Origin of the sequence: Lactococcus sp. S47 (assembly GCF_016517475.1) — a bacterium.
GTDB classification, from domain to species: Bacteria; Bacillota; Bacilli; order Lactobacillales; family Streptococcaceae; genus Lactococcus; species Lactococcus lactis.
Map to the genome: position 1 here is coordinate 40,539 of NZ_JACVUB010000008.1, position 12,546 is coordinate 53,084.

15 protein-coding genes and 1 tRNA gene are annotated in these 12,546 nt (G+C 32.9%); 3 read left to right on the forward strand and 13 right to left on the reverse strand.

The genetic code is table 11. From position 1 onward, the window contains the following. Positions 1-256: 256 nt before the first annotated feature. Complete coding sequence (locus IAE52_RS09015) at positions 257-730, reverse strand: glutathione peroxidase (RefSeq protein ID WP_023189147.1); 474 nt, start codon at positions 728-730, stop codon at positions 257-259. Positions 731-912: 182 nt separating this feature from the next. Between IAE52_RS09015 and IAE52_RS09020 the strand changes: the two genes are divergently transcribed. Beyond that, the gene (locus IAE52_RS09020) at positions 913-1,542 is read left to right on the forward strand and encodes a glycoside hydrolase family 73 protein (RefSeq protein ID WP_012897981.1); all 630 of its coding nucleotides are present in this window, start codon (positions 913-915) and stop codon (positions 1,540-1,542) included. Between the two features lie 41 nt (positions 1,543-1,583). Here IAE52_RS09020 and yoaB read toward each other — a convergent pair whose 3' ends face one another. The 4 genes from yoaB to IAE52_RS09040 all read right to left on the reverse strand — a co-directional run bounded on the left by yoaB (position 1,584) and on the right by IAE52_RS09040 (position 6,965). Further along, complete coding sequence (yoaB, locus tag IAE52_RS09025; protein WP_012897982.1) at positions 1,584-4,220, reverse strand: cation-translocating P-type ATPase; 2,637 nt, start codon at positions 4,218-4,220, stop codon at positions 1,584-1,586. Positions 4,221-4,478: 258 nt separating this feature from the next. Continuing rightward, the gene (locus IAE52_RS09030; RefSeq protein WP_023189145.1) at positions 4,479-5,201 is read right to left on the reverse strand and encodes an epoxyqueuosine reductase QueH; all 723 of its coding nucleotides are present in this window, start codon (positions 5,199-5,201) and stop codon (positions 4,479-4,481) included. 220 nt (positions 5,202-5,421) lie between these two features. Beyond that, a complete protein-coding gene (locus tag IAE52_RS09035) occupies positions 5,422-5,991 on the reverse strand; it encodes a hypothetical protein (protein WP_014570628.1) in 570 nt (189 codons plus the stop codon). A 140-nt stretch (positions 5,992-6,131) separates the two neighbouring features. After that, positions 6,132-6,965, reverse strand: coding sequence for a hypothetical protein (locus IAE52_RS09040; protein ID WP_109991022.1), 834 nt, complete (start codon positions 6,963-6,965; stop codon positions 6,132-6,134). 532 nt (positions 6,966-7,497) lie between these two features. Between IAE52_RS09040 and IAE52_RS09045 the strand changes: the two genes are divergently transcribed. Together IAE52_RS09045 and IAE52_RS09050 are read left to right on the forward strand one after the other, a co-directional pair. After that, positions 7,498-8,052 (forward strand): TMEM175 family protein, encoded by a 555-nt coding sequence (locus tag IAE52_RS09045; protein ID WP_012897984.1) that lies wholly within the window; start codon positions 7,498-7,500, stop codon positions 8,050-8,052. A 182-nt stretch (positions 8,053-8,234) separates the two neighbouring features. Further along, the gene (locus tag IAE52_RS09050; protein ID WP_003130487.1) at positions 8,235-8,993 is read left to right on the forward strand and encodes a TraX family protein; all 759 of its coding nucleotides are present in this window, start codon (positions 8,235-8,237) and stop codon (positions 8,991-8,993) included. A gap of 66 nt (positions 8,994-9,059) precedes the next feature. Here IAE52_RS09050 and IAE52_RS09055 read toward each other — a convergent pair whose 3' ends face one another. From IAE52_RS09055 to IAE52_RS09090, 8 genes are all read right to left on the reverse strand, one after another. Then, on the reverse strand, positions 9,060-9,413 hold the full coding sequence (locus tag IAE52_RS09055; RefSeq protein WP_058212238.1) for a DUF1304 domain-containing protein: 354 nt from the start codon (positions 9,411-9,413) through the stop codon (positions 9,060-9,062). 96 nt (positions 9,414-9,509) lie between these two features. Continuing rightward, positions 9,510-9,938 (reverse strand): universal stress protein, encoded by a 429-nt coding sequence (locus IAE52_RS09060; RefSeq protein ID WP_003130484.1) that lies wholly within the window; start codon positions 9,936-9,938, stop codon positions 9,510-9,512. A gap of 119 nt (positions 9,939-10,057) precedes the next feature. Beyond that, the gene (locus IAE52_RS09065) at positions 10,058-10,219 is read right to left on the reverse strand and encodes a hypothetical protein (RefSeq protein WP_003130483.1); all 162 of its coding nucleotides are present in this window, start codon (positions 10,217-10,219) and stop codon (positions 10,058-10,060) included. 29 nt (positions 10,220-10,248) lie between these two features. Continuing rightward, positions 10,249-10,650 (reverse strand): arsenate reductase (thioredoxin), encoded by a 402-nt coding sequence (gene arsC, locus IAE52_RS09070; protein ID WP_033901103.1) that lies wholly within the window; start codon positions 10,648-10,650, stop codon positions 10,249-10,251. A 203-nt stretch (positions 10,651-10,853) separates the two neighbouring features. Then, a tRNA-Ser gene (locus IAE52_RS09075) sits at positions 10,854-10,943 on the reverse strand. A 139-nt stretch (positions 10,944-11,082) separates the two neighbouring features. Beyond that, the gene (locus tag IAE52_RS09080) at positions 11,083-11,376 is read right to left on the reverse strand and encodes a hypothetical protein (RefSeq protein WP_143458690.1); all 294 of its coding nucleotides are present in this window, start codon (positions 11,374-11,376) and stop codon (positions 11,083-11,085) included. Between the two features lie 109 nt (positions 11,377-11,485). Beyond that, positions 11,486-12,169, reverse strand: coding sequence for an acyltransferase family protein (locus IAE52_RS09085; RefSeq protein WP_080735972.1), 684 nt, complete (start codon positions 12,167-12,169; stop codon positions 11,486-11,488). Positions 12,170-12,326: 157 nt separating this feature from the next. Continuing rightward, on the reverse strand, positions 12,327-12,485 hold the full coding sequence (locus IAE52_RS09090; RefSeq protein WP_017864616.1) for a hypothetical protein: 159 nt from the start codon (positions 12,483-12,485) through the stop codon (positions 12,327-12,329). Positions 12,486-12,546: the final 61 nt, after the last annotated feature.

Below are 12,546 nucleotides of genomic sequence, written 5' to 3' on the forward strand. Positions count from 1 at the left end.
TTCGCTCCTTGCGCACTTTATTTTCAACATTAAAATGTCATAAATAAAGCAAAAACATCTGCCAGAAACCTAGCAGATGTGTCCTAAAATGCCTTAGCAACCTACTGACAGTTCTGTCAGTAACTTTTAAGGATAATATTTCTTGTTCACAACCTTGCTAGCCTCTCTGGACTAGATTAAAAGTTTTATTGTTTATTAGTTTAGCAAAATAATTGAGCTTTTACAAGTTTTAAAACACTTTTCCTTAAGAAATTAATTAAAGTAATTTTTGGATTTCTTCTTCCATTTCTTTAGGTTCCGTTTTTGGCGCAAAACGTTCAATAACATTTCCTTCTCGGTCAATTAAAAATTTTGTGAAATTCCATTTAATGGTCCCGCTAAGTGCCCCTTTTGCTTCTTTTTTCAAAAATTGATAAAGGGGATGTGCTTCTTTACCATTGACTTTAATTTTTTGAAACATGGGGAAAGTGACTCCATAATTTAACTGACAAAATTCATTGATCTCCGAATTTTCGCCAGCGTCTTGATTAGCAAATTGATTACAGGGAAAACCTAAAATTTCCAATCCTTGGTCTTTATAGTTTTCATACAACTTTTCAAGTCCTTCAAATTGCGGTGTAAAGCCACATTTACTTGCAGTGTTGACCACAATTACAACTTTGCCTTTAAAATTAGACATTGAAACAGTTTCGCCGTTCATTTTAACGGCACTAAAATCATAAAAATTCATTTGATTGCCTCCATGACTTTTATTTAATTATTTATTGACAATACCGATTCTGTCAGTAAAAATTTATGGCTGTCAGTAAAATTTTACTGACAGAAATTTTATCGCTTACTTCTTAACTAATTTTAGTATAACAAATATTGATTTTTAAGCCAAGAACTTGAATTTTATGTTAAACTATTTTTATGAAATATAAAACTCGACGAAGAAAACCAAATCGACGTCAATCCTTGTTAAAACAGCTCATCTTTATTTTCCTAGTTATTTTAGGAATCTTAGTCTATAATAAAATTTTTAATAACCAAGCACAAAAGCCGTCTGAAGCACAACTTCAAGAAATTAATGAACATAAATTCATCAAAGAAATTGCTCCACTCGCTCAAAAATCACAAAAAGAAAGTCAAGTACTAGCTTCTATCACCATTGCTCAGGCCTGTCTTGAGTCTAATTTTGGCAAAAGCGAACTTGCAAGCAAATATCATAATCTTTTTGGTGTCAAAGCATCTGGTGATGTGCCAAAGGTTTCGCTTGCTACGCAAGAATATGAAAATGGTCAGTGGGTCACTGTCCAAGGTGTTTTCCGTGTTTATCCTAATTTTGCTGATTCGGTTTCGGCACACACCCAGCTTTTCCTTTACGGAACAACTTGGAATTCTAAACAATATGCTTCGGTTCTTAGTGCAACTGATTATAAAACTGCTGCTAAAGCCGTTCAAAACTCTGGCTATGCAACAGACCCCACTTATGCTGACAAACTTATCAATATGATTGAAACTTATCATTTAAATCAATATGATAAAAGTTCAAGTATTTAAAAATCACTGACAGATTTTTGTCAGTGACTTTTTTTAAAATTTTAATGTTTTTCAAAAACGCCTTTAATTGACTTGAGAATTTCCATACAGATTACAGCAATTACGGCAAGCCCTGCTGCTACAATCCATTGAGACCAACCAAAAGCAGCTGGAATTGAGAAAATTTCTCTGAGGAATGGAAGAGTAGTCAAGCTGTATAAAGCAAGACAGAAAGTCACAGCCATCAAAACGTACTTATTCGTTGTAAAACCAAGTTTTAAAATATTTTGTGAATTTGAACGTGCAGCAAAAGTTTGCAAAGTACGTGCCAAAATCAAAGTTGTAAAGGCCATAGCCACACCCATTTCAGGTGATGTTTTTTGTCCAACATATTGCGAAATAATCGCCGCAATCCCAATCAATGAACCCCGAATCAAAATAACCCGCATTAACCCATTGGCAAAGATTCCTTCATTTAACTGACGAGGAGCTTTTTCCATAACATCTGGTTCTGCTTTTTCCATCCCTAAGGCAATTGCTGGGACAGAGTCATTGACCAAGTTAATAAATAAAAGTTGCAAAGCAGTGAATGGATTGACCCAGCCCACGACCAAAGCAAAGACAATCGCAATAATCGCTCCTAAGTTTCCAGAGAAAAGGTAACTAATTGATTTTTTGATATTATCATAAACCACACGACCAATTGATACAGCAGAAACAATTGATACGAAATTATCATCAGTCAAAATCATACTTGACGCATCTTTTGCTACATCTGTTCCTGAACCCATTGCAATCCCAATATTAGCTTGTTTCAGGGCTGGAGCATCATTTACACCATCACCAGTCATCGCGGTTACTTGATGCTCATTTTGCCAAGCACGAACAATCCGAATTTTATTTTCAGGAGACACACGAGCATAAACCGAAATCTTTTCTAAATTTTCACGAAGTTCATCCTCAGTCAGTGCGTCAAGTTCTTGACCAGTGAGCGCCATATCTCCTTCGTTCATCAAACCAATATCTTTGGCAATGGCTTGTGCTGTCGTTTTGTGGTCACCCGTAATCATAATCGTTTTAATGCCGGCTTTTTTTGCTTCAGCAATAGAATCATAAACAGCCTCACGAGGTGGGTCAATCATTGCTGACAGACCAATCAGAATCAAATCATTTTCGTCAGTAAGTGTGAGTTCAGTCTTATTATCACTGACAGGTTTGTAAGCATAAGCTAATACACGAAGCGCTTTTTGACTGAAAGCTTCATTTTGAGCTTGAAATTTCTCTTTCAATTCAGGAGTAAATTCTTGCACTTTTCCATCCAAGAAAACTTGATTACAGCGATTAAAGAGTACATCTGGGCCACCTTTAACAAAAATTGTTTTCTGACCTTCAAAATCATTGATTGTACTCATCAATTTACGTTCTGAATCAAATGGAAATTCAGCCAGACGTGGTGATTTTTCTCTTAAATCTTGATATGGATAACCGATTTTATCACTGTAAGCAATTAAAGCCACTTCAGTAGGGTCACCAAGTAGCTGACCTTCTTGTGAAAATGATGAATCATTACAAAGCACCATTGCATTAAGTAACAATTTTTGGTCTGCCTGTGTTAAATCTGTCAGTTCTTTACTGCCTTGCGTTGGCAAGAAAGAATCAACAACGGTCATTTTGTTTTGCGTCAAAGTTCCGGTTTTGTCAGTACAAATGACTGAAGTTGAACCCAATGTTTCTACAGCTGGCAAATTACGCATAATCGCATGCTGTTTTGCCATTTTATTTGTTCCAACAGATAAAACAATTGTAACAACAGATGAAAGAGCTTCAGGAATTGCAGCAACCGCAACCGCAACTGCAAACATGAATGAATCAAGAACAGCCTTTTGCATATCAGCCGTTTGATTTGTCGTAAAGAGTCTCAAAATTTGAACAGCAAAAATTAAAGCACAGAGCGCTAAAATTGCCCAACCTAATTGTTTCCCAAATTTTTCCAATTTTTGTTGAAGTGGCGTTTGTTTAGCTTCCGCAGTTTCCAACATTTGAGCAATTTTACCAATCTCGGTTTGCTCAGCAATTGCTGTTACAAGAAAATCTGCTCGTCCATAAACAACAAGACTTGAACTGAAGACCATATTCTTGCGGTCACCAAGTGCAACTTCTCCCTCAATGACATCCGAAAATTTTTCAACTGGTTCAGACTCACCTGTAAGCATTCCTTCTTCGACACGTAAGTTTTGAACATTAATTAAACGTCCATCTGCTGGAATAAAATCACCGGCCTCAAGTGAAACAATATCGCCAACAACAAGCTCACGCGCAGGAATTGATGTTTTCTCTCCATTACGTAAAACTTTAGCTGAGGGTGCCGACATCTGTCTCAAAGCATCTAAAGAACTTTCTGCTCGTTTAGTTTGCACGACCGCAACCACTGAATTAATCATCAAAACAATGAAAATAACAAGTGATTCAACAAATTCTCCCAAGAAAAGTTGGACAAAAGCAACTAAAAGTAAGATGATAACCATTGGGTCTTTCAAAGTATCAATAAAAAGTTCCCAAGTTGAAGTTTTTTTCTTTTCTTTCAATTCATTGAAACCATCTTTAGCTTGACGATTTTCAACTTCTTTTGGGCTCAAACCTTCGAATTGACTTTTAGTTTCCTCTAAAACTTCATTGACGGATTGATTGTAAGGCTGCATAATGATTCTCCTTTATTTCTAACTGATATCATGAGAGGTTTTACAAAAAAAGACCTCTGCCAGATATCAAAACTGGCAAAGGTCTTGCTAAACATACATAAGTATGTCAACAAAGCCGGTGAGAATCTCACGAATTGACGACTTTGTTTCGGTCTTACCGACGCTACTCCCCTTTGGAATATTTAAGTTACCCTCATTTTATTAAAAATGGGCTTTTTTGTCAAGTTATTTTCTTATTTTTTAAATACAAATCTATGATTATGATTGATTTCTAATAAATTTAATAGCTTCTCGATTCTGTTCTTTTAAATCAATCCCTTGTGCTTTAGCCGCAAAAATACATCCGCAATAACATTGACGATAAACATCGTATTCTTTACACATCTCTACTGAACGTTTATAACCATTATTCTTCTTAAAATCACTTGGAAGATAATTCACATCGTAAATCTTTTGAATGTCAAGACCAATTTCATTAATTAATTGGCTATTCTTCTTTGGTGATAAAGTCAAAGCACTACCAAAATAATCAAAACCAAGTTCTAAAGCCTTCTCAGCAACTATATCCAATCGCATTTCAAAACAAGAGGTGCAACGTTTCCCACCCTCAGGTTCATTTTCTAAATGTTTTTGACGAACCATTTGTAAAAAGACATTTGGTTCATATTCGGCAGCAATAAATTGAACATTATTTCCTGTCCGTTCATTAAAATCTTTTACAAATTGTTCTTGAACCATTTTTCTTCTTGTATATTCAGTTGACGGATGAATATTTGAATTAGCAAAATAAATCGTCACATCGGCTGATTGCGTAAGGTATTCTAATGAATAAGTACTACAAGGGGCACAACAAGAATGAAGCAAAATTTTGGGACGAACAGAATCTCTTTCCCAACTTTCACGAACTTTTTGAAAAACACGATCATAATTTATTTTTTGATTAGGATTCATTTTTTCAATGATATTTAAACTATTTTCCATCATTATATCCTTAAATTCTCTCTATTTCTGTCAATTATTATATCACATTTTGAAATAAAAAATGACCTCTTTCAAGAGGTCACTATTGGTTATTATATCTGTTAAATCAAATTCTTGGAAATTTGAAAAATCTAAGAGATATTGGATAAGATAATTCTACCCATTTTCGAGTTCGCTTTCAATACCATTTATTGGTAACTTTTGTTAATCACAAAAATATCTACTCACTAAAAGAACTATTTTTTCTTCTTCTCGCTAAACTTTTTTCCAATTTTTTATTTTTACTTTTTATAAAAGCCGTAAAAGTTAAACTTGAAACCCCGGTTATTAACCAAGTTTCCCAACCATCTTTAGCATTAAATCTAGCAAATATTGAAATTTCTTTAACTATTTCTTTCCAGAATTCCGTCACTACTTCTTCCACTTCCATGTGTGAATTTGAATAAAAATGAGCACCAATTATTAATAAAAACAAAATACCCCAACCAATTATATAAGACCAATTCTTTTTCATCAAAATAATCGGACGCTGATATTTATCCTCTTTTCCCTCATCTTTAAATTCAACTTTTGAAGCTTGCAGCCATCCCACCAAAAATGATAAAAAGAGTAATATAATAGCCACCATTATATTTTCTTCACTCCAAGTCATCGTGATAAAAAACATCAGCGTTGAATACAAAGGCAAAATAATTAATTCAAGTCTGCTAACTTTTTCAAATTCGAACGAATGTTTTGATAACCTAAAAGCCAAATAAAATAATAGGATATAAGATCCAATTTTTAACATAAATACTCCTTCTGCATTCTATATTATATTATAAAATTCAAAATGATTCTCAAACTTTTGAATGGTTTTCATAAAAAAATGACCTTAAACAAATTCCTGATAAGATCAAAAATTGTTTAGATCATTTTAAAAACTGTCATTTATTGAACCATGGAAGTATCCATATAAACTTTAGATATAATTCTGTAACCAGTCTCACTATTTACATCTTTAATCTCTAAATTACCATCAGAATTAATTCTAAATTCGTTAATTAATGTTTTGTTAGCATTATCGGCACCCCCATTAGCGGAAGGTGTATAATCGATTTTAAAAGCCTTCACATTTGCGATACTTCCATCAGTAAACGTTTCTAAATCATAAACCACATCAATCCCAGGTTTCAACCCCTTTTGTTCAAATAAAACATCTTGAACAGCTACTACCCACATATTTATTTGATTGGTTGTTAATTGATTCTGTTTAATTTCTGGAAAACTTTGTGATACAACTTTCATTGCTGGATAATGTTCAAAATCAATCGCTTCAAGTTCTCCTGAACTATTAACTTTATAAGAGTTAACGGAATCAATTCGTGTCGCAGTATAATCTATTTTTGCTTGATACAAATTATTATCACTTTTAGAAACAGTAATTCGAAGAGGATGAGTATCTTGCATTTGATTGCTCTGCGTGATTGCTACCCATTGCTCAAATTGATTTTCAGTTAAATTTTTTGTATCCACACTCAACTGACTTTGAGTTGTTTCTTCTTGACTGCTACTTGATGTTTGGCTGCTTGAACTTTTCTGGCTTTCATTTATTTCACTAGTTTTTGAAGTCATTTCTTTTTTTGAACTACTTTTTAAACTAGAAGCATTTGTCTTTACTCCATCAGTTTCATTATGTTTTACTAATGCAAAGCTTACTCCACCAATAATTAAAACTGCCACCGCTCCAATAGCAGCAAATTGCCTTTTTGTTAACTTTTTCATCTGATACTCCTCCTAAAATCATTCTAGCTTAAATTAATCTAAAAATCTATTATTTAGATATATTTCTTTGTATTCTTTTCACAATCTAAAACAGAATCTGCTCCATTTAGCCAAACTTATGAATTCAATCAAGAAAAATTATCTTTAATTTTAATGATGAAGCAAATAAAATTAATGACATTCATATAATTGACACTAATAGCACATCTCGTTTATATCCAAATTAGATCCAAATAACTTTACAGAATCATCTGTACTCACCTATTTTAAAGTTTTCTTTGGTGCAGACGCAGAAAACTATAGTTTCCTTCCTGATAAAGATGGAGATACTTGCATAATTAGTGTAATTTCCAATAAAATACTTGCAAATGGTGGAAGTGGAACAGTGGGATTTTATCAAGTTTTGCCAGATGGGTCTTTCTATCTAGTCACTCGTGATTCAACTAACAACACCTATATAAGATATCAATAAAAAGCTAATAAGCTCTTTCTATAACAGAGTTTATTAGCTTTTTTTGCTATAATTATAAGTATGAATAAAAGCAGAATAGAGGCGCTTACTGACGGAATATTTGCCGTAGTAATGACCCTAACAGTTTTAGAATTTAAAGTTCCAGAAGACGGAAACCTTTTTTCACCAAATGTATTACTTATGCTCCTTATTTATATCACTACTTTTGTTGCTCTTGCTTCCATTTGGAACTCACTGCACCATGTAATGACATTTATCAAATCAAATAAAGTTGATGAGTTAATTCTCTGGTCTAATCATTGGATTCTACTTATTGTTTGTCTCTTTCCCTTTTCAACTGTTGCACACGCAGAACATCCAAACTCTTTGACTGCAAGTTTAGCCTATGTTTCAACCTATTTAATTCCTTGGATTAGTTTGATTGTTTTCAGTCAAATAATTTATAAACAATACAATGGGAGTGCTACTCTTCGAAAGAGAAATCTGGAAAGAATTAAAATCTTTCTAGTCTTTTTACTACCTGGAGCTCTGATATCACTTGTTTGGTTGTACGCTCTGCCAATAGTGACTATTTTAATGGCAATAAATTGGGGAAGACATAGCAATTTTGATTAAGCGTCTAAACAACGCTTTTTTTATTACCGTTTTGCGATTTATAGATTTCTTGACTCCAAACAATTTATTTCTGAAATATAAATGAGTATTTCCTCAAAACTGACCTTACATAAACGTAAGTTATACCTTCTATTTTCCATATTAAAATAGATAAGTAAAATATATTTTTGTGAGGTACTTTTTTGAAACAACGTTTTGGTTTATCTGGCTATCAACTTAAAATAATAGCAATCATATTCATGCTACTTGACCATATTTACCTAGAAGTTCTTCTAGGACTTCCTGGGATACCCGATTTTTCTATCTTAGATATGGCATCCCGATTCGTCTCTCCTCTCTTCTTTTTTCTAATGATTGAAGGGTTCTTTTATACCCGAAGTCGAAAAAAATATCTAACACGCCTTCTAGTTGCTGGAGCAGTCATGGCTCTCGGAAATTTAGTCATACATTATCTCATGAATGTCTCCATAAGCTTTTTTACCATCCTTAATCCAAATATCTTTCTGAGTTTAGCCTGTGGTTTTGGTGCTGTATGGCTCCTTGATACTATTATAGAAAAGAAGAAAATATTGCTGATTTTTCCGCTCATTTTCGTTTCAGCTCTTTCAATATTTACAGAAGCAAGTTTAGTTGCTCTAATCCTTCCATATTTAATGTACGCATCACGTAAAAGTGGAAAAGATTGGATTCTTTATATTGGTACACTACTTTTATCAATCTTATTTCTTCTACAGGCCTTTTCTTTTGACACTTCCATGTCGCTTTGGCAAAGTATTTCTCTTAACCCAGAATTCCTAATCATCACCGTTCTTCCTTTTATTTACCTATACAATGGCAAAAAGGGTGGTCGCTCTTCAACCTTTGAAAAATATTTTTTCTATGGTTTTTATCCAATTCATATCTGGATTTTATTTATTATTGGTCACTTACTAAACCACTAAATAAATTTGAAATAAAAAAACGCTAATCGCAGCGTTTTTTTATCCTTAAAGAAGTTAATTTTAGGTTCAAAGCGATAGCAAAAGAACTATTAAAGTTACAAGTGCCGGTAAAGCTTGAACAAATAATATTTTTTTCGTCACTGTCAAAGCACCATAGATTCCAACTAAGATGACAAAAAGCATCGCAATAATAAAAACGGAAGTAGCTGCATCCATTATGGCTAGTACTATAATCATCAAACCAAAACCAAGGTTATAAATCCCTTGGTTGGAGAGCGCAACCTGTAATGTCTTATTTTTTAATTCAGATTCATCAAAACCAAAAGCGTCAGCTTGTAACTTTGTTCCTCCAAACATCTCAATAAATCCAAACAATAAATGCTCTATTCCTACAATAATTATTAAAATAAGTGATATCATAAATTTCTCCTCAACTAGATTATATCAGTATAAATTAGATATAAAAAATAAAAAGAACTATCACTAATGATAGGTCTTTTTATTATAAACTGATTCTTATCCTTGAACGATAGTTACACCACAAGGTGCATGATTGACAACATAATTCGTCGTAGATCCTGCAAGTAATCTATCAAACGCTCCTGCTCCTGTTGCCCCCATGACAATTAAATCAATATCATTTTCCTTAGCATATTGAACAATTTCTCGTTTTGGAGAACCCGATAAAATTTGCGTTTTGAATTTAGATTCTGCTGGAATAATAGAGCCTACTTTGAGTAAAATATCATTTGCCAACTTATCCAATCCTGGAGTCTCAACAATACCATAGTTAGCAATGCCATAATATCGCACTAAATCTTTAACGGTCAATACAATTAACTCCGCTTCAGACCATTGCGCTAACATCACTCCTTCTCGAACCGCATTATAAGCTTGGTCAGAACCATCGACAGGAACTAATATTTTTTTATACTGTTTCGCCATAATAATACCTCCACCTATTCTTATAATTTTATTATAATACTATCACTAACAAAATGAAAGCGATAAACATTATATAATAAATGAAAATAAAAAGCTGACCGAAATCAGTTAAAACTTATTTATTTTTTATATGCTTTAAGTTCTTCTTCTTTAAAATACAATTGTTGACTTCCGTTAAACCTAACTAAGATTCCTGCTTTGTTTTCAGCGATTACTGTACCGATAATTCCTTTATATCTTGTTTCTGGTAAATTTACTAATTGTCCGATTTTATACTTCATTTTTACTCCTTTATAATAGATAAAATAAATCATTTTTCAATCATTTTAACTTTTTCTTTTATTAAATCTCTTGTTTTTCTAAACTCAGCCAAAATTTCTGTTTCTGTCCCTGTCGCACAAGCAGGGTCTTGTAAGTCCCAGTGTTCGTGATTAACTCCTTTAGGAATCATCGGACATTTATCAAGAGCATCTCCACATAAAGTAATTATCAAATCACATTCATTAAAATAATCTAAATCAATTAGCTCAGATTTCTGAGAAGAAATATCTATTCCCTCTTCTGCCATTACTTTAACTGCACGGGGATTTAAACCATGCGTTTCTATCCCTGCGGACCGAACCTCCCACCCTTCCAAAATTTTATGCCCATAACCTTCGGCAATTTGAGAACGACAAGAGTTACCTGTACAAAGAAAATATACTTTTTTCATAATAATACTCCACTTATTTTTATTAACATATTATATAATAATTTAAATTTTTTCTCTTAGTTGACAGTTGACTATTCCAGCTTTCAACGATGAGAAGGCGAGGGGCAATAATAACATGAAAAACCCACCATTGGCGGGCCATTTAAAGAAATCTTCATATAGGAAGATGATGGATAAGATAACCAATATACATTGGCTGTCTAAGGAGGATGTGGGATTCGAACCCACGCACGCTTTTACACGCCTGACGGTTTTCAAGACCGTTCCCTTCAGCCAGGCTTGGGTAATCCTCCGAACTATTAAATTAGTATATCATTTAATTTTATATATGACAAGTAAAAAACCAATATGTAGCACATACGTTACTTTTTGTTTAATAAATCAAAAAAACCTGACCGAAGCCAGGGTTAATTTATTATCGTATATTAGTTACTAGATTCTAGAACTTCTACGATAAGTCGCTCCTACTGTTTCCGTTGGCATAGCCGGAATCTCATCTATTCTTTCTTGTTTAGTCAGGTTGTTACCTTTAACTTTATTAAGGCTAGGTAATTCAATGTATTTCCAGCTGAGTGAAGCAACAATTATTGATAATATTGAAGCTAATACACCAAATATTATGAATGGAATACTGATTCCCATTTTAACAAAGCAAAAGCAATAAGCTGTTGAATTGGAAATGCTACTAAATATACTCCTTAAGATAAGTCGTTCTTCTTTATCCATTTAGGAGATGGAATCTTATTTGCAATAACAAACACTACAAATAATATAAAAGGCGCAGCATATTGATATCCAAAATTAGGAAAACTTGTAATTATCAAGGAGGCTACAATTAATGAAATGATTCCACCGAATAAATTAAACCGCAAGTATTTTTTAAAGAATATAAAAGCGAACCAGCCATAAAAACAGAAAATAGTGGAATAAATAACTTAACATCAATCAAACTATTTCCACCCGCTTTAATTAATTCGGGTAAGCGGCTGGAAAGAAAACTTAAACCCAACCAAAGAAATGCCATGATTGGTATATAAATTTTTTTATATTTAATAATTAAAGATACAACAATAACTATAATAATATAACAAAGAAATTCATTCCAAATCGTCCAAGTCGAACCATTCCAAGCTTTAGGATAAGGGTTTGTAGATAACGTACTCCCAATTCTCCAACTTTTTATTGCCAACAAATAATTACCCCAAAAATAACCTATAGGCGTAACTGGAGTTTCCCATAATTTAGCGATACTATCACCGTTTAAAAGTGTTACAAGGGGACCAAATATAAATGCTGTTACGAATTGAATAGCAAGGTAAGCTGTAAAAATGCGTGCAATACGTTTAATTAAGTACTGTGGAACACTATTTGAAAAAGAACTAGCTGTAATTAAATATCCACTAATTCCGAAAAATATATAAACAGCCCATGCTCCAATACTTTTACGAAATAGATCAAGATTAACTTTATATCCACCTAATTCATAAACAACTAATATTGCTAAAAATATCCTAATAATATTTAAACTATTATCTTTTTTTAATCCTTTTCCATCAAAAAAACTCCAAAAATATTTTTCACAAAAATCTCCTTAATCAAATATTATCATAACATATTATAAATTTAATATTTATATAACTTTAAATGAAAAAAGCTTGCATAATGCAGGCTTTTTCTTAGAATATATCCATATTCAATCGAATTTGTAATTCTCTGACAGAATCAGAAACTGGGCTAATAGTTCTATCTTGTGTTGTTCCAAGCTGTTTTTGCATGTCTTTAATTGTAGCTTGACCAAATAGATCATCTTGTCCGATTCCTAAGAATCTTTGCAATGCTTTCTGTCAGTGATGCATCGAACTGTTATCCGCTTATATCGTATCATATCGGAACACC

Coding starts and splice junctions, on each gene's coding strand:
- IAE52_RS09080 (WP_143458690.1), bottom strand. CDS start 11,376: ATGGATAAAGAAGAACGACTTATCTTAAGGAGTATATTTAGTAGCATT.
- IAE52_RS09020 (WP_012897981.1), top strand. CDS start 913: ATGAAATATAAAACTCGACGAAGAAAACCAAATCGACGTCAATCCTTG.
- IAE52_RS09045 (WP_012897984.1), top strand. CDS start 7,498: ATGAATAAAAGCAGAATAGAGGCGCTTACTGACGGAATATTTGCCGTA.
- IAE52_RS09065 (WP_003130483.1), bottom strand. CDS start 10,219: ATGAAGTATAAAATCGGACAATTAGTAAATTTACCAGAAACAAGATAT.
- IAE52_RS09055 (WP_058212238.1), bottom strand. CDS start 9,413: ATGATATCACTTATTTTAATAATTATTGTAGGAATAGAGCATTTATTG.
- IAE52_RS09035 (WP_014570628.1), bottom strand. CDS start 5,991: ATGTTAAAAATTGGATCTTATATCCTATTATTTTATTTGGCTTTTAGG.
- IAE52_RS09040 (WP_109991022.1), bottom strand. CDS start 6,965: ATGAAAAAGTTAACAAAAAGGCAATTTGCTGCTATTGGAGCGGTGGCA.
- yoaB (WP_012897982.1), bottom strand. CDS start 4,220: ATGCAGCCTTACAATCAATCCGTCAATGAAGTTTTAGAGGAAACTAAA.
- IAE52_RS09015 (WP_023189147.1), bottom strand. CDS start 730: ATGAATTTTTATGATTTTAGTGCCGTTAAAATGAACGGCGAAACTGTT.
- arsC (WP_033901103.1), bottom strand. CDS start 10,650: ATGAAAAAAGTATATTTTCTTTGTACAGGTAACTCTTGTCGTTCTCAA.
- IAE52_RS09030 (WP_023189145.1), bottom strand. CDS start 5,201: ATGGAAAATAGTTTAAATATCATTGAAAAAATGAATCCTAATCAAAAA.
- IAE52_RS09060 (WP_003130484.1), bottom strand. CDS start 9,938: ATGGCGAAACAGTATAAAAAAATATTAGTTCCTGTCGATGGTTCTGAC.